A 17,577-nucleotide genomic window follows, 5' to 3' on the forward strand; every position below is an offset into this window, starting at 1 on the left:
GCTGAACGAACTCGCCGCTGCCTACCCAGGTCGCATCAGGTAAGACAACCAGACCCACACCAAGATCAACTTTACACACTACGAGTTACAAGCTCCAAGCGGAGTGCACCGTTGGCCCGCGATTCCACCTCGCCGACGTCAGGATGGGGATGATTTGGGGGCGCTGGGCTGGCGCGCTTCGTGGCGGAGCAGTTCGCCGTCTCCCGTGCCACGTGCAGGTCCATGCGCCGCCCAATCACCGAGTACGGCATGTCCCATGCGTGCCCACCGGCAAGGGTCGCGTGACAGTCTGCCTGGCTCGTACCGGGCTCAAAGAGCGGCACAGGTAGCGGGCAACGGGCAGCGGGCGCGCCGACGAGCGTTCAGGGACGTTCGGCGCGCCTGGTGAGACGGTGGTCGATGTGCAGGTGCCGGGCTTGGCGTTGTGGGAGACGACCGTCGGGAGGGGCCCTGGCTGGCGGGCGGATGTTGTCGGTGGAGGTGCTTCTTGAGATGGATGTCGTGGTCGACGGCGGGCGGATCGTCTTGTATGTGAAGGCAGTCGACGAGAGGTGGAGGGCGCCGTGCCGGATGAGGACAGGAAGCGGGCAGCGCACCGAGCCCTGGTGGATCGCGTGCTGAACGGGGAGGGCGAGGCGTCTGCGGAGGATCGAGGACGTGCCTTCCGCAACGACGGGCTCTCCCCGCCGCTGGACGTGCTGATCGGCAAGGTCGTCGAGAGACCGGCTCAGGTCAGCGAGGCGGACCTGGCGGCGGCGAAGGCGGCGGGCCGCAGCGAGGACCAGCTTTTCGAGCTGGTGGTGTGCGCCGCGGTCGGCCGGTCGGAACGGCTGTACGAGGCAGGGCTGGCGGCGCTGGCCGAAGCGACCGCCGACGAGAGGCCGGATCATGCGACTTGACATTCTCGACCACGGTTACCGGCCAGGCACCAAGTTGTTGTTCGCGGTCATCAGGCTGTTCTCCCGTCATCCGGTGCCGGACGCCGCCAAGCTGGTCTTCTACCGGCCCGAGTTCTACGGTGCCCGGGCCAAGGCGTTCACCCACGAGGCGATGCGGGGGCCGTCCGCCTGGTCGGTGGGCGATCGGGAGCTGATGGCGGCCTACGTGTCCAAGGTGAACGGGTCCGCGTTCTGCGTCGGTGCGCACACCGCGACCGCGAGCCTGGCATACCAGGACGGGCGTCGGGTCGCGGCGGTACTGGCCGATCTGGAGTCGGCTCCGGTCGCGGAGCCGTTGCGGGCGACGTTGCGGATGCTCGGCAGGCTGACCCGGGAGGGGACGGTCGGTGCCGAGGACATGCGGGAGGTGCTGGCCGCCGGGGTCTCGCCCCAGCAGGTCCGGGACGCGCTGGCGGTCTGCGCCGCGTTCGACATCACCGATCGGCTCGGTGACGCCTTCGGGTTCGAGGTGCTCAGCCCCGAGGGGTTCGAGGCCGGCGCCAAGTATCTGCTCAAGCGGGGTTACAAGTAGCCGGACTGCGGCGTGGGGTGGCCCGATCCGGCCATGAAGATCACGGCTGGCTTTCCTCCTGGGGGCACGACCTCTTGACTCCCATTCGGACGACGTCTGGGCGCTTGAGCGGAAGGCCGATCCGGACGGCGCGTGGTTGAGGGATGCGTACGGCCTGGAGTACGCCGAGCGTGACCTCGTCAGGCGTGCGGTCGCACGGGGTGCGGCGGTGTCCCAGGAGCAGCTCCGCGCGCCTGCCGTCGCTTATGCCCAAAGGTTGCTGGGCCGGTCCTGGTGGTTCAGGCACGGGTCGGCCAGGGTCTGCGGCTGGACGCTGGTGGCGCTTCCCTTGGGGTTCTGTGTGGCGGACGGCGTCTCCCTTGCCGTCGGCAAGGTGGTCTCCCTGGAGAGCGCAGCGATCCACGTGGTGTGGCTGGTGGTGATGGGGGCGGCGTTTCCGGCGGGCGGTGCGGCTCAACGGGATCGACGAGCGGTGATCCGCGTTCGCGGCCGGTCAGGGGTGCGGGGGCGGGGCTAGGACGCCGGTGCCTCGCGTTGGGGTCTGCTGGCTGAGGTTCAGGGGGCTGATGCCGTCGGCGGCGGCGATTTCGGGAGCCGGGTCGAACGTCACCCAGGTCCGTTCCTCGACGTCTTCCTCGTTCGCGGGGGCGGGGTCCCAGTCGGACGGGTAGCCGAGTTGCTCGTGCCAGGCCGAACGTTCCTGTGGCAGGGGGCCGCGCAGGGCAAGCTGTTCGTCGTCCGGCCCGACCGCTGAGTATCGGCTCAGGACGGTGCCGTGTTCATCCATGCGGCGACGGCTTGGGGCGGCAGCGCCGGCCGCGGGCGAACAGCGGGTGCTGGCGGTCGTAGTCGATATGTCTCAGCACACTGCCGAACCTCACCTGGGCGGGGGTGCTGAGGCGCGCGGCCGGTCTGCTGGCAGACTGCCTGCCATGTCCGCCGTCCACCATCTCCCGTCCGAGCTGTCGTCGTTCGTCGGCCGGGCCGCCGAGCTGGCGGCGATCGGTGAGGCGGTGGCGGCCGGGCGGATGGTGACGCTGGTGGGGCCCGGCGGGTGCGGCAAGACCCGGCTGGCGATCCGCACGTGCCAGGACCAGGCGGCGGCGGGCGCGTGGCCGGACGGGGTGGTCTGGGTCGGCCTGGAGCAGGAGACCGACGCCGGTCATGTCGCCCATCGCGTGGCGGCGGCGCTGGACGTTCTCCTGCCGGCGCGGCCCGATCCGGTGCAGGTTCTGACCGCCGCGTTGCGGGATCGCGAGCTGTTGCTGGTCGTGGACAACTGCGAGCACGTGCTGGACGGCGCCGCGAGCGTCATCGCCGAGGTCCTGTCGCGCTGCCCGGGCGTCGCGGTGCTGGCGACGAGCCGGTCCACGCTGGGCATCGCGGGTGAACGGGTGTGGCGGGTGCCGCCCATGGCCCTGGCGGACGCGCTGGAGCTTTTTCTCGAACGTGCGGCGGTCGGTGCGGACGTACGTTCGGGGGCGCGGCGGGTCTGTGACCGGCTCGACCGCCTTCCGCTGGCGCTGGAGCTGGCGGCCGGCTGGGCGGGCACGTTGTCGCTGGCGCAGATCGCCGACTCGTTGAACGCCCCGTTCGCCCTGCTGGAAGGGGGCGTGCGGACGGCGCCGTTCCGGCAGCAGACGCTCGAAGGGTCGATGCGGTGGAGCCATGACCTGCTGAACGAGGACGAGCGGGTGCTGTTCCGGCGGCTGGGGGTGTTCGAACCCGGCTTCGCGGCGGACGCCGTCGCCGGGCTGGCGGTGGGCGATCCGAGTGGTGAACGGCTGCTCCGGGCGTTGCGGGGGCTGATCGACAAGTCGCTGGTCGTCGCCGACACCACGGGCGAGGTGGCCGGTTACCGGATGCTCGGGGTGGTGCGGGCGTACGCGCTCGACCGGCTGGAGGAGGCGGGCGAGTCCGAGGCCGTGCGGGACCGGCACCTCGACCTGCACCTGGCCCTCCTGGACCGGCTGGCGCCGTTGCTGGACACCGACAAGGACACCTGGCGCGCGCGGGTCGGCGACGTCTACCCCAACGTCCGCGCGGCGATCGAGTGGGGGTTGTCGCGCGACGACGCGTCGCGGGGGCGGCGGCTGGCCGTGGCCTGCGCGTGGTTGTGGCAGCTGGAGGGGCGGGGCCCGGAGGGCGTGCGGCTGCTCCGGCTGGCGATCGAACGCGGCGCGGACGAGCGCGGCCCGTTGCAGGCGGAGGTGCTGGCGGCGTTCGCCCTGGTCGCCGACAGCGCGCTGCCGGGGATCGAGCCCTACGAGGTCGCGCGGGAGGCGCGGGCCATGGCCGCCGAGGTCGGCGCGCCGTCGGCGGAACGGCTGGCGGGGGTGTTCGGCGCCCTCGGGCGGCTCGCCGTGGGCCTCACCGAGGCGCTGGAGGAGGCCGAGGCGGTCCGGGACGAGGCCGTACGGGCCGGGGACGGGTTCGTCGCGGACACCTCGGCGGCGTTCATCGGGCTCGTGCACGTGCTCGCGGACGACTACCGCGAGGGGATCAAGCACCTCGAACCGGCCGTGGAGGGGCTGCTGGGACGCGGCGACCGCGGCATCGCGTCCAACATGCTCGGCTGGCTGGCGCTGGCCGCCGCCCGGTCCGGCGACCTGCGGCGCGCGGGTGAGCTGGCCGAACGCGCCGTGGCCACGGCCGAGCCGCTCCGCGACTTCCACTGGACGGGTTCGACCCGCGGCATCCTGGCCGAGATCCGCGTTCTGCAGGGCCGTCTGGAGGAGGCCGCGGCGGCGATGGAGCCCATCGACCGCCTGGTCGCCGAGTCCGATCACTCGCCGCTGATCACCGGCTGGGAGCGCACCAAGGCGATGCTCGCCCTGGAGAACGGCCGTCCGGAGGAGGCCGTGGCGTGGTGCCGCAGGGAGGGCGCGTGGCACCCGGAGAAGAGCGAGGAGGTGCTCGCGCCCGACACCCGCCTGGTGCTGGCGGCCGCTCTGCGCCAGGCCGGTGACCACCAGGCCGCGGCGCGAACGCTCGACGCGCTGTCCGGTTCGCCCCTGACCAGGGAGATGCCCCGCATCCACGCGGGCATGCTGGACGAGCTGGCGCTGCTGGCCCACGCCACCGACGCCGAACGTGCCCTGAAGCTGCACCACGAGGCTTTGCGCGTCCGGATGGACCACGATCTCGTCCTCGGCTACGTCTCCAGCCTGGAGTCGCTCGCGCTCCTGCACCTGCGGCGCGGCGCCGCCGAGATCGCCGGGGTCCTCGCCGGTGCCGCCGAGCGCGCCCGCGCGGATCTCGGCCCGGCGCCCGAAGACCTCCGCGGCTCCGCGCCCGGCAAGTCTGTTCGTGTCGTGGACCGCACGGTGGCCGAGGCCCTTCGGGCACGACTGGAGCAGGAGCAGGACCCGCTCTTCCGCGAGGCGCTCGACCGCGGCCGCACGATGGACCTTCAGAGCGCCGTCGCCCACGCCGCGCGCGGACGGGGGCCGCGCCACCGGCCCGAGTCCGGCTGGGACAGCCTGACCCCCGCCGAGCTGTCGGTGGTGGAGCACGCCGTGCAGGGCCTGACCAACCCCGAGATCGCCGCCCGCCTCTTCATCAGCCGCGGCACGGTGAAGACCCATCTGGCCCACGCCTACGCCAAACTCCACGTCGCCAACCGCACCGAGCTGGCCCGCCTCGCCACCGAGCACCTGGACCGCTGATGGACGCCGTCGCCCGGCTGCGCGGAACGCTCGCCGCGCACCGGAGCGACGAGGGAGTCCGGTTCGGCTCCCGCGCCTGGCTCATCACCGCCCACCGCCGCCGACCGGCGAGGGCGCCGTGATGGGGTGATCAGGTCAGCCAGGTGAGGATGTGGGCATTGACGTCGGCGGGGCGTTCGAGGTGGAGGAAGTGACCGGTGCCGGGGATGACGGCGGCTTCGGAGCCGGGTGGGAGCTGGGCCAGGACGGTGGACCGGTCGGTGAGGTCGGCGCTGAGGCAGCCGTCGGCGGCGCCGTGCAGGTAGAGGATGGGGCGTTCGCCGGTGGTGGCGGCGGCCGCCTGCTCGGCGGCGTAGGCGTCGACGTGGTGGGAGGGGTCGAGCATGGCGCGGTAGTAGCCGATGGTGGCGGCGATGTTGGCGGGAGCGCCGAGGGACTCCATGACGTGGTCGACGTCGGCGGTGGCCTCATAGCCCGGTGACCAGTCGCGCCAGAGGCCTTCGACGAAGGAGCGGTCGAGGGCCATCTCGGCCAGCGGCGTCTGGAAGAGGAAGATGTAGAACGAGCGTTTGAGCTGCTCGTACGAGAAGAAGCCGCTCATCATCGCGTTGAGGGGCGGGACGGCGAGGGTGACGGCCCTGCGCCACCGGTCCGGGGCGTGGGCCGCGGCGGCGTAGGTGGCGAAGGCGCCCCAGTCGTGGCCGATGATGACCGCGTCGGAGCCGCCGCCGAAGGCCTCGTGGAGGGCGTTGGCGTCGGCGGCGAGGGCGCCGGTCTGGTAGGCGCCGTCGGGCGGGACGGCGGTGGGGGCGTAGCCGCGCAGGAACGGGGCCACGGCGCGGTATCCGGCGGCGGCCAGCTCGGGGAGCAGGTGGCGCCAGGTGCGGGCCGAGTCGGGGAAGCCGTGCAGGCAGAGCGCCAGCGGGCCGTCCTCGGGGCCTTCCGAGAGGTAGCCGAACTCCAGCCCGTTCGCCTTGACGATGTCCATGGTGCTCCGTCTCCTCGTCCGCGCGACGACGGTACACCGCGGGCCCCGGCGGGCGACGATGCGAAGATCACACAGATCCTTCGGATATCGAGGCCTGATTGGATGTTTGCAGCTAATTCCGTAGTCATCTAGCATCAGGACAACTGGATCGATCGCGACAGGGAAGTGTGCAATGACGGAGTCCGACCTTCTCCAGACGGCTGCCCGCGACCACCTGTGGATGCACTTCGCCCGTCACTCGGCGTACGAGAACGGCGGCGAGGTTCCGATGATCGTCCGGGGCGAGGGCGCGTACATCTACGACGCGCAGGGCCGGCGGTACCTCGACGGGCTCTCCGGGCTGTTCGTGGTACAGGCCGGGCACGGGCGCGAGGAGCTCGCCCAGGCCGCCGCCAAGCAGGCCGCCGAGCTGGCCTTCTTCCCGATCTGGTCGTACGCGCACCCGAAGGCGGTGGAGCTGGCCGAACGGCTCGCGAACCTGGCGCCGGGCGGCCTCAACCGCACGTTCTTCACGACCGGCGGCGGCGAGGCCGTCGAGAGCGCCTGGAAGCTGGCCAAGCACTTCTTCAAGCTCACCGGCAAGCCGGCCAAGCACAAGGTGATCAGCCGCGCGGTCGCCTACCACGGCACCCCGCACGGCGCCCTGTCGCTGACCGGGCTGCCCGGCATCAAGGCGCCGTACGAGCCGCTGGTGCCGAGCGCGTTCCGCGTTCCCAACACCAACATCTACCGGGCGAACGAGCACCGCGACGATCCGGAGGCGTTCGGGCGCTGGGCCGCCGACCGGGTCGAGGAGGCCATCCTCTTCGAGGGGCCCGAGACGGTCGCGGCGGTCTTCGTCGAGCCCGTGCAGAACGCGGGCGGCTGCTTCCCGCCGCCGCCCGGCTACTTCCAGCGGCTGCGCGAGATCTGCGACCGGCACGACGTGCTGCTGGTCTCGGACGAGGTGATCTGCGCTTACGGGCGGCTGGGAGAGATGTTCGGGGCGGCGAAGTTCGGCTACGAGCCGGACATCATCACGTTCGCCAAGGGCCTGACCTCGGGCTACTCGCCGCTGGGCGGGATGCTGGTGAGCGACCGGCTGTTCGAGCCGTTCCGGCACGGCACCGAGATGTTCGCGCACGGCTACACGTTCGGCGGGCACCCGGTGTCGGCGGCGGTCGCGCTGGCCAACCTCGACCTGTTCGAACGGGAGGACCTGCTCGGGCACGTGCGGCGGAACGAGGGCGCGTTCCGGACGACCCTGGAGCGGCTGTACGACCTGCCGATCGTCGGCGACGTGCGGGGCGACGGCTACTTCTACGGCATCGAGCTGGTCAAGGACAAGGACACCCGCGAGACGTTCGACGACGAGGAGAGCGAGCGGCTGCTGCGCGGCTTCCTCGACAAGGCGCTGTACGAGGCGGGCCTCTACTGCCGTGCCGACGACCGCGGCGACCCGGTGGTGCAGCTCGCGCCGCCGCTGATCTGCGGCCAGGCGCAGTTCGACGAGATCGAGCAGATCCTGCGGTCGGTGTTGACGGAGGCCTGGTCGCGGATCTGATCCGGCCGGCAGGCCGGGCCGCGCCGGGGTGGGCTCGGGCGCGGCCTGCCTGCCTGCCGGTCGGCCGGTCGGCCGGTCAGGGGACGCTGCTCAGCGGGTGTGGATGAGGGCGGCCGCGCGTTCGCCGATCATGATCGCGGGGGCGTTGGTATGGCCGCGGGTGATCCGCGGCAACACCGACACGTCGGCGACGCGCAGCCCCTCGACGCCGCGGACGCGCAGTTCCGGGTCGACCACGGCGTCGTCGTCGGTGCCCATGCGGCAGGTCCCGGTCGGGTGGTAGAGCGTCTCGCCGTTGGCGCGGACGTGCCGCGCCACCTTCTCGTCGTCGTCCGCGCCGCCCTCGTACGGGTCCATCGGCGGGCCCGCGTACGCCTTGAGCGGCTGGGTGGCCAGCAGCTTCTCGGCGAACCTGACGCCGTGCGCCATCACCCGCAGGTCGCCCTCGCCGGTCAGGTAGCCCGGGTCGATGGACGGCGCGGCGGCGGGGTCGGCGGACGCGAGCGCGATCCGGCCGGACGACTCGGGCTGGAGCAGCACGACGCCGACGGTGATCCCGTGGTCGGCCGGCTCGGTGAGGCCGTGCTCGGTGTACGGCGCGGGCGCGAAGATCAGCTCGATGTCCGGCGCCGCGAGGCCGGGATCACTCCTGAGGAAGACGACCGCCTCCCCCACGTTCGACGTGAACGGCCCGCGCCGGGCCAGCAGGTAGCGGGCGAGGTTGCGGGCCGAGTCGGCGAACGCCAGCGTGACGGGCTTGGTGCAGTGCCGCATGACGCCGACCGACAGGTGGTCCTGGAGGTGGCGCCCGACGGCGGGCCGTTCCACGACGGGCTCGATCCGGTGGTCGCGCAGGTTGCCGGGATCGCCGATGCCCGAGAGCATCAGCAGGTGCGGCGATCCGATCGCGCCCGCGGACAGGATGACCTCGCGGCCCGCCCGCATGGTGCGGCCCTCCGACTCGATGCCGACGGCCCGGCCGTTCTCGATGAGCACGCGCGACACCTGCGCGTTCGGGACGACGGTGAGGTTGGCGCGCTTGCGGGCCGGGCGCAGGTACGCGTCGGCGGCGCTCCAGCGGCGGCCCCGCTTCTGGCTCACCGGGGTCTGCGCGTACCCCTCGTTCGACGGGCCGTTGAGCTCCGGCAGGCGCGTCAGCCCGGCCGCCTCGCACGCCTCGAGGAACGCCAGCGTCGTCTCGTTCGGGCTGCGCTGCTCGGAGATCGTCAGCGGCCCCTCGGTGCCGTAGACGGCGCCGGCGTTGCTGCCGACCCGGCCCTCGACCCGCTTGAAGTACGGCAGGACGTCGGCGTACGACCAGCCGGGCACGTCCCAGCCGTCGTAGTCGGCCTGGTGGCCGCGCACCCACATCATCGCGTTCATCGACGAGGAGCCGCCGAGCATGCGGCCGCGCGGCCAGTAGAGCTCGCGGTTGTCCAGTTCGGGCTGCTTGGCGGTGGCGAAGTTCCAGTCGACGTCGGTCTTGAACAGCTTGGGGAACGCCGCGGGGATGTGGATCTCGTTCTTCTTCCCCGGCCCGCCCGCCTCGATCAGGGCCACCCGCACGGAGGTGTCCTCCGAGAGCCGCGCGGCGAGCGCGCAGCCCGCCGAGCCCGCGCCGACGACGATGTGGTCGAATTCCATCTGGGGCTCCTCACGCGACGAGGACGAGCTCCTGCCAGACTCGGCATACCACCGCGGCCCGGCGCCGTAAATGGCCACCGCCGCCACGCGCCCGCCGCCCCCGACGGCGGAGTCCGGCTCTAGGATCACTTCGACCCGTTTTCCGGCCCGATCCGGCCTTACGGTTCACTGTGCGTCGCCGCACTGGCACCGTTGGACGGGGCGTGTGCCGCGGGGGCGGCGGACGTACGGGGGCCGGGGCGAGACGGGTGCGGGTGAGGGGGGAGCGTGTATCTGTCGACGGCACGCGCGGCCGACACGGCGGGCGGCGTCGCACGCGCCGGCGTCCGTGACTCGGCCGCGGTCCGGGCCGTCCCGGCGAACGTGTTCGTGCTGGGCACGGTCAGCCTCCTCACCGACGTCTCCGCGGAGATGGTCACCGCCGTCCTGCCGATCTACATCGTGGTGGGCCTCGGGCTGAGCCCGCTGGCGTTCGGGCTGCTGGACGGGGTGTACGGCGGGGTCACCGCGCTGGTGCGGCTCCTGGGCGGGCACGCCGCCGACCGCGGGCGCCGCCACAAGCTGGTCGCCGGGCTCGGGTACGGGCTGTCGGCCGCGGCCAAGCCCGCGCTGCTGCTGGTGTCGACCGTTCCGGGAATCGCGGCGGTCCTGGCGGTGGACCGGTCGGGCAAGGGCCTGCGGACGGCGCCGCGCGACGCGCTCATCTCGCTCTCGGCCGGGCCGCGCGACCAGGGCCGGGCGTTCGGCATGCACCGCGCGATGGACACCGCCGGCGCCCTGCTCGGCCCGCTGGTCGCGTTCGGGCTGCTGTGGGCGGCCACCGACGCCTACGACGCCGTCTTCGTGGTGAGCGGGTGCGTCGCGGTCTTGGGCCTGCTGGTCCTCGTCCTGTTCGTCCGCCCGCCCGCCGCCGGTCCGGGCGGCGGCCCGGGCGGCGGTCCGGGCGGCGGTCCGGGCGGCAGGGAGGAGGCCAGGCCGTCGCTGCGGGCGGCGTTCGGGCTGCTCCGGCTGCGGGCGATGCGGCGGATCTGCGTCTGCGCGTCGCTGCTCGGCCTCGTGACGATCAGCGACGCGTTCCTGTTCCTGCTCATCCAGCGCAAGCTCGACCTGGCGCCGCAGTGGTTCCCGCTGCTGCCGCTCGGCACGGCCGCCGGGTTCCTGGCGCTGGCCATGCCGCTCGGGCTGCTGGCCGACCGGATCGGGCGCTGGCCCGTGTTCGTGGGCGGGCACATGGCGCTGCTCGGCGCGTACGCGCTGCTGCTCCTGCCGTACGGGGGGACGCCCGCCGTCGTCGCCGTCCTCATCCTGCACGGCGTGTTCTACGCCGCCACCGACGGCGTGCTGATGGCGGCCGCGGGCCCGTTCCTGCCCGCCGGGCTGCGCGCCAGCGGCCTCGCGCTCGTCCAGACCGGGCAGGCCGCGACCCGGTTCGTGTCGTCGCTGGCGTTCGGTGCCGCGTGGACGTTGTGGGGCATGGGCCCGGCGGTCGCGGCGGCCGCGGTAGCGCTCGCCGGATGCACCGCCGTCGCCGTCGTCCTCCGCCCCGCCGAGGAGCCAGTGTGACCGGCAGCGTGACCGGCAGCGTGACCGGCAGCGTGACCGGCAGCGTGACCGGCAGCGCGACCGGCAGCGCGACCGGCAGCGCGACCGGCAGCGCGACCGGCAGCGCGACCAGCGCGGCATGCAGGCCGGACGGCCTGGGCGCCGAGCAGCGTGAGGAGGCCGGGTGAGCACCGCGGTGCGGGTCCGCATCCTGATCGTGGCGGTCGTCGCGCTGGCGGCGGTGGCGACGGCCTACACCCTGTACGCGGCCGGACGTACGGACGCGCGCGACAAGCCCCGCCCCGGCGGGCCCGTCGTCGTGCAGGGCACGGTCGACCTCACCGGCCGCGGGCGCGTGCTCTTCCGCAACATGGCCTTCGGCCCGCAGCGCGACCACCTCGCCTCCGTGCCGCTGGACGGCATCGGCGGGCCGCGCACCGTCGCGTCCCTCTCCTGCCAGAAGTTCCACGCGTCCGCCGGGACCGCGGTGTGCGCGCAGGCGGACCGGGGCGCCGTCACCACGTTCTCGATCCTGATCCTCGACTCCCGGATGCGCGAGCTGCGCCGCTACAAGGCGGTCGGCGGGCCCAGCCGCGCGCGCGTCTCGCCGAGCGGGCGGATGGCGGCGTGGACGGTGTTCGTGAGCGGCGAGTCGTACGCCGGCATCGACTTCTCCACGCGCACCGCCATCCTCGACACCCGTACGTGGACGCTGCACGACAACCTGGAGAAGTACCGGATCCTCAAGGACGGCGAGCCGTACCGGTCCGTCGACGTCAACTTCTGGGGCGTGACGTTCGTCGACGACGACCTCTTCTACGCGACGCTGGCGACCAAGGGGAAGACCTACCTCGTGCGCGGCAACGTCTCGGCCAGGACCGTCCGGACGTTGCGCGAGAACGTCGAGTGCCCGTCCCTGTCCCCGGACGGCACGCGCATCGCGTTCAAGCACCGCGTCAAGGGCGCCATGTCGGCGATGCCGTGGCGGCTGCACGTGCTCGACCTGAGGACGATGAAGGAGACCGCGACCGCCGAGACCCGGCCGCTGGACGACCAGGTCACCTGGCTGGACGACAGGACGCTCCTCTACGCCCTGCCGGCCGAGTTCGAGACCGACCAGTACAAGGTCCCGGCGGACGGGACGGGGGCCCCGGCGCTGGTCATGAAGGGCGCCCAGACCCCCGTCATCCTCCGCTGACCGGCGCCGGGACGTCCGGCCGGGGCGTCCGGCCGGGGGGTTCGTCACTCGGGCTCGACGAACTGCATGTCGAGCGCGATCTTGACCACCTCGCCGAGCAGGCCGGGCGCGAACTTCAGCCCGAAGTCGCCGCGGCGGATCTCGCCGGTCGCCTCGAACCCGGCGTGCCGGCGGCCGTCCACCACCGAGTCGACGACGCCCCCGAACTCGACGGCGAGCGTCACCGCGCGGGTCACGTCACCGATGGTCAGGTCGCCCGCCATGGTCCAGTCGTCGCCCGCGCCGCTGATCCCGGTGGAGCGGAACGTCATCTCCGGGCGGCTCGCCACGTCCATCAGCTCGGGGGAACGTACGTGGTCGTCGCGGTCGGGGTTGCCGGTGTCGATCGAGGCGAGCTTGACCGTCGCCGTGATGGCGATGTCGGCCAGGGTCGCGCCGACGCTCAGCGAGGCGTCGAAGTCGCGGAACGCGCCGCGCACCTTGGAGATCCCGAGGTGGCGGATCGTGAAGCCGACCTCCGAGTGCAGGGGGTCGAGCCCCCACTCGCCCGCCTTGAGCGGCAGGCCGGTGGTGCTGGTCCCGGTGGTCGCGAGGGTGCTGTTCGTCGAAGTCATGCCTCCAACCTGCCGTCGCCGGCGAGGCGGAGGGAGACCGCGTCGAGGCTGGTCCCCGCGGGGACACGCTGCGCCCGCGGCACCGACCGCCGGGGCGTGCCGGCGGGCTCCCGCCGGAGACGACTCGCCGGGATTCGGCGATCATGGTCATCGGCCGGACGTTCAGCCCATACGGTTCCCTCTGTAACACTGTCAGCCTGGCAGCGGGCGGAGAGGGACTGGGTGTGGGCGGGAACCATTCGCATGACGTGACACCGGCGAGATCGCCGAAGGCGGTACGGGTGGCCGTCCTCGCCGTGATCGTCCCAGTCGCGATCGCGACCCTGCTCGCCATGGCCCTCATGTGGCCGGACAAGCCCAGGTCGGCAGCGTCCGAACGGCTGACCGAGGTCACCGGAACGATCCTGGCCATCGAGCTCAAGCCCTGTCCCAAGGCGGCCCCCGGCATCCCGGGGCAGGAGGCGCCGCCGGCCGACCCGGCCCGCTGCGGCGACGCCCGCGTGGAGCTGACCTCCGGCGGCGAGAAGGGTCGCGGCGTGACCGCCCCGCTGCCCAGCGGCCCGGGCACGCAGACGTTCAAGGCCGGCGACGACGTCATCCTGATCGAGGTGACCGACGCCCCGGACGGCATCCCCTACCAGCTGTCGGACCACCAGCGCTCCAACGCCCTGTGGATCATCGGGGCGGCGTTCGCGCTCGCCGTGGTCGCGTTCGGGCGCTGGCGCGGCGTGACCGCCCTGGTCGGGCTGGCGATCACGTTCGTCCTCCTCCTGCAGTTCCTGATCCCGGCCATCCTGGCCGGGTCGCCGCCGCTGCTCGCCGCCATCGTCTGCGCCGCGGCGATCATGCTGGTGGTGCTCTACCTGACGCACGGCTTCTCGATGACCACCTCGATCGCCGTGGTCGGCACGATCGCCAGCCTCGCCCTGACCGGCCTGCTCGCCACGGCCGCCCTCGACCTGGCGCACCTGAGCGGGCTGACCGACGAGAGCGCGCTCAACCTGGACCTCTCGTCCGGCATCAACGGGCAGGGGCTGCTGCTGGCCGCGATCATCATCGGCGCGCTGGGCGTGCTCGACGACGTCACCGTCACCCAGGCGTACACCGTGAACGAGCTGGCGCAGGCCAACCCGTCCTACCGCTTCCGGCAGCTGTACAAGGCCGCCGCCCGCGTGGGGCGCGCCCACATCGCCTCGGTGATCAACACGATCATCCTCGCGTACGCGGGCGCGTCGCTGCCCCTGCTCCTCCTGCTGAGCGTCTCCCAGCAGCCGCTCGGCGACGTGCTGACGGCCCCCGCGATCGCCACCGAGATCGTCCGGAGCGTGGCGGGCACCCTCGGCCTGATCGCCGCCGTCCCGATCACCACGGCGCTGGCCTCGCTGGCGCTCACCCGCGCCGACGACGAGCCCGCCGAGACCCCGCACGAGCACGTGGACGTGGACGCGTTCGCCTAGCCGCGCCTGCGGGTCGGCGCGGGCGGTCAGCGCGGGCCGGTCAGCGCGGGGGTCAGCGCGGGCGGTCAGCGCGGGCGGTCGTCGCAGCCCTCGAACTGCGGGACCTCGACGATCGAGATGTCCAGGCCGCTCCGCCCGAACCAGCGGCGCACGAGCCGTTCGGCGGTGCCGTCCTGGTACATCTCGGTGATCGCCTTGTTGATCGCCTCGCAGCCGTCGGGGTCTCCCAGCCGCAGCCCGATGCCGGTGCGCTGCTCGCCGAACTTCGCGTTCACCAGGCGGAACGCCCCGCGCTCGCGGATGGCCAGCCCGGCCAGGATCACGTCGTTCGTGGTGATCGCGTCGACCGTGCGGTCGCGCAGCAGGAGCACGCAGCGGTCGTAGTCGTCGGCGGGCACGACCGAGGCCCGCACCGCGCGGGTGGCGACCAGCCGCTGCGCGGCGTCCGATCCGCGCACCGCGCAGATCCTGCGCCCGGACAGGTCGCGCACGGTGCGGACCGCCCGGTCGTCGGCCCGGACCAGGATGTCCTGGTACGAGAGGTGGTAGGGCCCGGCGAAGGCGATCGTGCTCTTGCGGTCGGGGGTGATCGAGAACGTGGCGGCCATGAGGTCGACCTCGCCGGAGAGGAGCTTGGGGATCCGCTCGGACGCCAGCGCCTGCACGAATCGCGCCTCGCGGCCCAGCTTCGCCGTCACGTACCGGGCCACGTCGACGTCGAACCCCTCGAACGTGCCGTCCGCCCGTTTCAGCCCGAGCCCCGGCAGGTCGGGACGGACCCCGATCACCCAGGTCCGCTTGTCGAGGATCGACCCGGCCGCCGCGCCGCCGCAGGCCCCGGTGAGAAGCCCGCACACCAGCACGGCGACAGCGAGCACGCGCATCCGTCCCCCAGAAGTCCGGCCTCCATCCAGGGTGTGGAGGGGAGGACCCATCGTCCAGAAAGATCCATCCCGAGCGCCATGCCCCGTCCGACTCCGGCCATATCCGCCCGAGAGCTGGCAAACTGCCCGGATGGACAGGGTACTCGCCCGGCGCTGGCTGGCGGAAAGCGGCTTCACCGCGGCGGACGGCGGCGGGTGGGAGAGCGACGGCGAGGTGTCGTCCGCGAACGACCTCGTGCACATGGTCACCGGTTCGATCATGGTGGACGGCGACCTCACGCCCGCCGAACGGGTCCGGACGGGCTTCGGCCTCCTGGACCTGACCGGCGAGGGCTGGGTCCTGGTCGAGATCGGCTGGGGCCTGAAGGCCATGAAGGCCCCTGAGGCGGACGAGATGTTCTGGATCTGCTGCCGCCGCCGTCTCGAGGCCCCGGAGCCCTGCGAGCCCGTCCAGTACAGGTTGTGGGTCGACTGGTTCGAGCATGACGACACCGTCGAGCGGGCGTTCGCCGAAGTACTCGGCAACGACGTCTCCTGGCTGCGCGGGCACGACCGGCGCGGACGCGTCACCCAGGACCCGCGGTTCCGCCGCGCCGACCGTGTCCTGCGCGTCACCGGGCCCGTCCCGTGGGCGTTGAAGCTCCCCGTCTACCAGGCCGCCCGCACCTCGCGGGAGCTGCACCCGGCGATCTTCCAGGGCCTGCTCACCAGCTACCACGACGTCTACGGAAAGCTGGAGCCCGCGCCCGCCCTGGCCGTCCTCGAAGGACTCGACCTGCCGCCGGACACCGAGCACCTCGGCAGGCTGCGCACGGTCCTGCGCGGCGGCCACGAGAACCACTACCGCTCCCCCGAAGCCTGGCACGCGTAGCCGTCCGGGGCGTTCGGATCCGTCCCGAACGCCGGACGCCCTTGAGACCGCCCGGCCCGGACAGATGAACTGGACCCGCCACTCACCAGGAGCGGCGGGTCCAGCCCGGCGCGCACCCTCCCGCGCGCCGGGCCTCAGCCGCCGAGCAGGTCGCGGATCGCCTCCACGACGGCGTCGGGCCGTTCGACGTGCAGGTACTGATGGGAGGCGCCCGGGAGCGGCCGGAGCTCGCCGCGCGGGACGGAGGCCGCCAGCGCCGCGTGCATCCGCCGCAGTCCCTCGTGGGCCTCGCCCAGTTCGTCCGCGGACATGAACCGCTTCCAGTACGGGTTCTCCGCCTGCGCGGAGAGGACGATCAGAGGGACATCCGGCAGGGGGCCGCCGCCGCGGAGCTCGTCGTACACCTCGGTCTCGAAGTTCTCGGTCTCCCGCGTTCCCGTCCGGTAGGCGGCCAGACCGTGGTCGATCAGCGGCTCGCGCACTTCGTCCGGCCACTCGGCGTACAGCCGCCCGAACGCGACGCGGGCCGCCGTCAGCTGCTCGTCCGTGAGGTCGGCGGGCGGCTCCTTCATCCGCTCGTTGATCTCGGCGACCCGGGGCGGCATGAACGTGAGGATGTCCTCGTGCCCGGGGTCGAGCAGTAGCAGCCCGGCGACCTCCTCCGGAAACAGCTGCGCGTAGCGGCGGGCGTAGAACGCGCCCAGCGAATGGCCGGCGAGCACGAAGGGGCCCGGCACGTCCGCGGCGCGCAACAGGTCGCGGAGCTCTCGCGCGACCTGTCCGGGCGTCCGGGGCAGGTCGGCTTCATCGCTCCAGCCCGTTCCGGCCCGGTCGTACAGGACGCCGGTGGTGAACTCGGCGGCGCGGCGCTGCACGTTCAGGAAGTCCAGGCCGACCAGGCCCGCGCCCGGCAGGAACACCACGGCGGGGCCTCCCGCTCCCGAGCGGTGCAACATCAGGCCCCGGCCCGCCACCTCGTACCGCCGTCCAAGCGGTGGTTCCATCGCCCCTCCTCATCGTTCTCAAGTTTGAGAAAGGTATCAGATGTGAGATCGTACGCGAGTGGACCCGATGGACCTTCTCCTGCATCCGGTGCGCCTGCGCGTCGTGCACGCCCTGTCCGGCGGCCGGACACTGACCACCGGCCGGTTGTGCGACCTCCTGCCGGACGTCTCCAAAGCCACTCTCTACCGCCACGTCGGCCTGCTCGCCGACGGCGGTGTCCTGGAGGTGGTCGGCGAGCAGCGGGTGCGCGGCGCCGTGGAACGCAGCTACCGGCTGCACCGGGGACGGGCCGTGATCGACGCGGAGACCGCCGCCGCCGCGACCCCGGACGACCACCGCCGCGCGTTCGCCGCGGCCATGGCCACCCTGCTGGGCGAGTTCAACGCCTACCTCGCCCGCGACCACGCCGACCCCGCGGCGGACGCGGTCGGCTACCGTCAGCACGCCGTCTGGCTCAGCCCGGAGGAACTGGCCGACCTCCTCCAAGACCTGCGAGCCGTCATCGCACCACGCCTCGCCCGCAACCCCGCCCCCGGGCGCACGCGTCACCTGCTCAGCCCGATCCTCTTCCCAGCCGAAGAAACGAACGCCCAGGAAGCCGAAACCGAAGGACACGATTAGCCGAACCCCCCGGACACCCACGGCGCCACACCACACGCCGCATGCCCAGGCACGCAGGCGACCAGACTCCCG

Annotated in this window: 17 protein-coding genes; 11 read left to right on the top strand and 6 right to left on the bottom strand. The window is 72.7% G+C overall.

Annotated elements, in window-relative coordinates:
• The first annotated feature begins 563 nt into the window (after positions 1-563).
• Together ABZ810_RS45390 and ABZ810_RS45395 are read left to right on the top strand one after the other, a co-directional pair.
• A complete protein-coding gene (locus tag ABZ810_RS45390) occupies positions 564-899 on the top strand; it encodes a hypothetical protein (protein ID WP_358414237.1) in 336 nt (111 codons plus the stop codon).
• Positions 889-1,470 carry a carboxymuconolactone decarboxylase family protein gene (locus ABZ810_RS45395; RefSeq protein WP_358414240.1) on the top strand — a complete coding sequence of 194 codons (582 nt, stop codon included), beginning with the start codon at positions 889-891 and terminating at the stop codon, positions 1,468-1,470. Before ABZ810_RS45390 ends, ABZ810_RS45395 begins: the two co-directional genes overlap by 11 nt.
• A gap of 493 nt (positions 1,471-1,963) precedes the next feature.
• Here the strand turns inward: ABZ810_RS45395 and ABZ810_RS45400 are convergent, their stop codons facing one another.
• Positions 1,964-2,257 (bottom strand): hypothetical protein, encoded by a 294-nt coding sequence (locus ABZ810_RS45400; protein ID WP_358414243.1) that lies wholly within the window; start codon positions 2,255-2,257, stop codon positions 1,964-1,966.
• Positions 2,258-2,402: 145 nt separating this feature from the next.
• Here ABZ810_RS45400 and ABZ810_RS45405 point away from each other — a divergent pair, with 145 nt between their 5' ends.
• Both ABZ810_RS45405 and ABZ810_RS45410 read left to right on the top strand, forming a co-directional pair.
• A complete protein-coding gene (locus tag ABZ810_RS45405; RefSeq protein ID WP_358414246.1) occupies positions 2,403-5,138 on the top strand; it encodes a LuxR C-terminal-related transcriptional regulator in 2,736 nt (911 codons plus the stop codon).
• Complete coding sequence (locus ABZ810_RS45410; RefSeq protein ID WP_358414248.1) at positions 5,138-5,260, top strand: hypothetical protein; 123 nt, start codon at positions 5,138-5,140, stop codon at positions 5,258-5,260. Before ABZ810_RS45405 ends, ABZ810_RS45410 begins: the two co-directional genes overlap by 1 nt.
• 8 nt (positions 5,261-5,268) lie before the next feature.
• On the opposite strand, the gene ABZ810_RS45415 is transcribed toward ABZ810_RS45410, so the two are convergent.
• Positions 5,269-6,126, bottom strand: coding sequence for an alpha/beta hydrolase (locus ABZ810_RS45415; RefSeq protein ID WP_358414251.1), 858 nt, complete (start codon positions 6,124-6,126; stop codon positions 5,269-5,271).
• A gap of 172 nt (positions 6,127-6,298) precedes the next feature.
• Here ABZ810_RS45415 and ABZ810_RS45420 point away from each other — a divergent pair, with 172 nt between their 5' ends.
• Positions 6,299-7,669, top strand: coding sequence for an aspartate aminotransferase family protein (locus ABZ810_RS45420; RefSeq protein WP_358414254.1), 1,371 nt, complete (start codon positions 6,299-6,301; stop codon positions 7,667-7,669).
• A 90-nt stretch (positions 7,670-7,759) separates the two neighbouring features.
• Here the strand turns inward: ABZ810_RS45420 and ABZ810_RS45425 are convergent, their stop codons facing one another.
• The gene (locus ABZ810_RS45425) at positions 7,760-9,313 is read right to left on the bottom strand and encodes a GMC family oxidoreductase N-terminal domain-containing protein (RefSeq protein WP_358414257.1); all 1,554 of its coding nucleotides are present in this window, start codon (positions 9,311-9,313) and stop codon (positions 7,760-7,762) included.
• Positions 9,314-9,580: 267 nt separating this feature from the next.
• On the opposite strand from ABZ810_RS45425, the gene ABZ810_RS45430 reads away from it, so the two are divergent.
• The 3 genes from ABZ810_RS45430 to ABZ810_RS45440 are packed head-to-tail and all read left to right on the top strand — an operon-like array spanning position 9,581 to position 12,053.
• Positions 9,581-10,876: an MFS transporter gene (locus tag ABZ810_RS45430; protein WP_358414260.1), complete on the top strand. Its 1,296-nt coding sequence runs from the start codon at positions 9,581-9,583 to the stop codon at positions 10,874-10,876.
• A complete protein-coding gene (locus tag ABZ810_RS45435; RefSeq protein ID WP_358414262.1) occupies positions 10,873-11,043 on the top strand; it encodes a hypothetical protein in 171 nt (56 codons plus the stop codon). The genes ABZ810_RS45430 and ABZ810_RS45435 overlap by 4 nt, the downstream gene beginning before the upstream one ends.
• Entirely contained in the window at positions 11,040-12,053 is a 1,014-nt protein-coding gene (locus tag ABZ810_RS45440) for a hypothetical protein (protein WP_358414265.1), read from the top strand. The genes ABZ810_RS45435 and ABZ810_RS45440 overlap by 4 nt, the downstream gene beginning before the upstream one ends.
• Positions 12,054-12,097: 44 nt before the next feature.
• Here ABZ810_RS45440 and ABZ810_RS45445 read toward each other — a convergent pair whose 3' ends face one another.
• Entirely contained in the window at positions 12,098-12,667 is a 570-nt protein-coding gene (locus ABZ810_RS45445; protein ID WP_358414268.1) for a YceI family protein, read from the bottom strand.
• 281 nt (positions 12,668-12,948) lie between these two features.
• On the opposite strand from ABZ810_RS45445, the gene ABZ810_RS45450 reads away from it, so the two are divergent.
• On the top strand, positions 12,949-14,124 hold the full coding sequence (locus tag ABZ810_RS45450) for a YibE/F family protein (RefSeq protein WP_358414271.1): 1,176 nt from the start codon (positions 12,949-12,951) through the stop codon (positions 14,122-14,124).
• A gap of 65 nt (positions 14,125-14,189) precedes the next feature.
• On the opposite strand, the gene ABZ810_RS45455 is transcribed toward ABZ810_RS45450, so the two are convergent.
• Complete coding sequence (locus ABZ810_RS45455; RefSeq protein ID WP_358414274.1) at positions 14,190-15,008, bottom strand: glutamate ABC transporter substrate-binding protein; 819 nt, start codon at positions 15,006-15,008, stop codon at positions 14,190-14,192.
• 130 nt (positions 15,009-15,138) lie between these two features.
• Between ABZ810_RS45455 and ABZ810_RS45460 the strand changes: the two genes are divergently transcribed.
• Entirely contained in the window at positions 15,139-15,879 is a 741-nt protein-coding gene (locus tag ABZ810_RS45460; RefSeq protein WP_358414277.1) for a hypothetical protein, read from the top strand.
• A 134-nt stretch (positions 15,880-16,013) separates the two neighbouring features.
• Here the strand turns inward: ABZ810_RS45460 and ABZ810_RS45465 are convergent, their stop codons facing one another.
• A complete protein-coding gene (locus tag ABZ810_RS45465; protein WP_358414280.1) occupies positions 16,014-16,883 on the bottom strand; it encodes an alpha/beta hydrolase in 870 nt (289 codons plus the stop codon).
• A 67-nt stretch (positions 16,884-16,950) separates the two neighbouring features.
• Between ABZ810_RS45465 and ABZ810_RS45470 the strand changes: the two genes are divergently transcribed.
• Positions 16,951-17,505 (top strand): helix-turn-helix domain-containing protein, encoded by a 555-nt coding sequence (locus ABZ810_RS45470; RefSeq protein WP_358414283.1) that lies wholly within the window; start codon positions 16,951-16,953, stop codon positions 17,503-17,505.
• Positions 17,506-17,577: the final 72 nt, after the last annotated feature.

Source organism: Spirillospora sp. NPDC047279 (genome assembly GCF_040643285.1).
Taxonomy (GTDB): Bacteria; Actinomycetota; Actinomycetes; order Streptosporangiales; family Streptosporangiaceae; genus Spirillospora.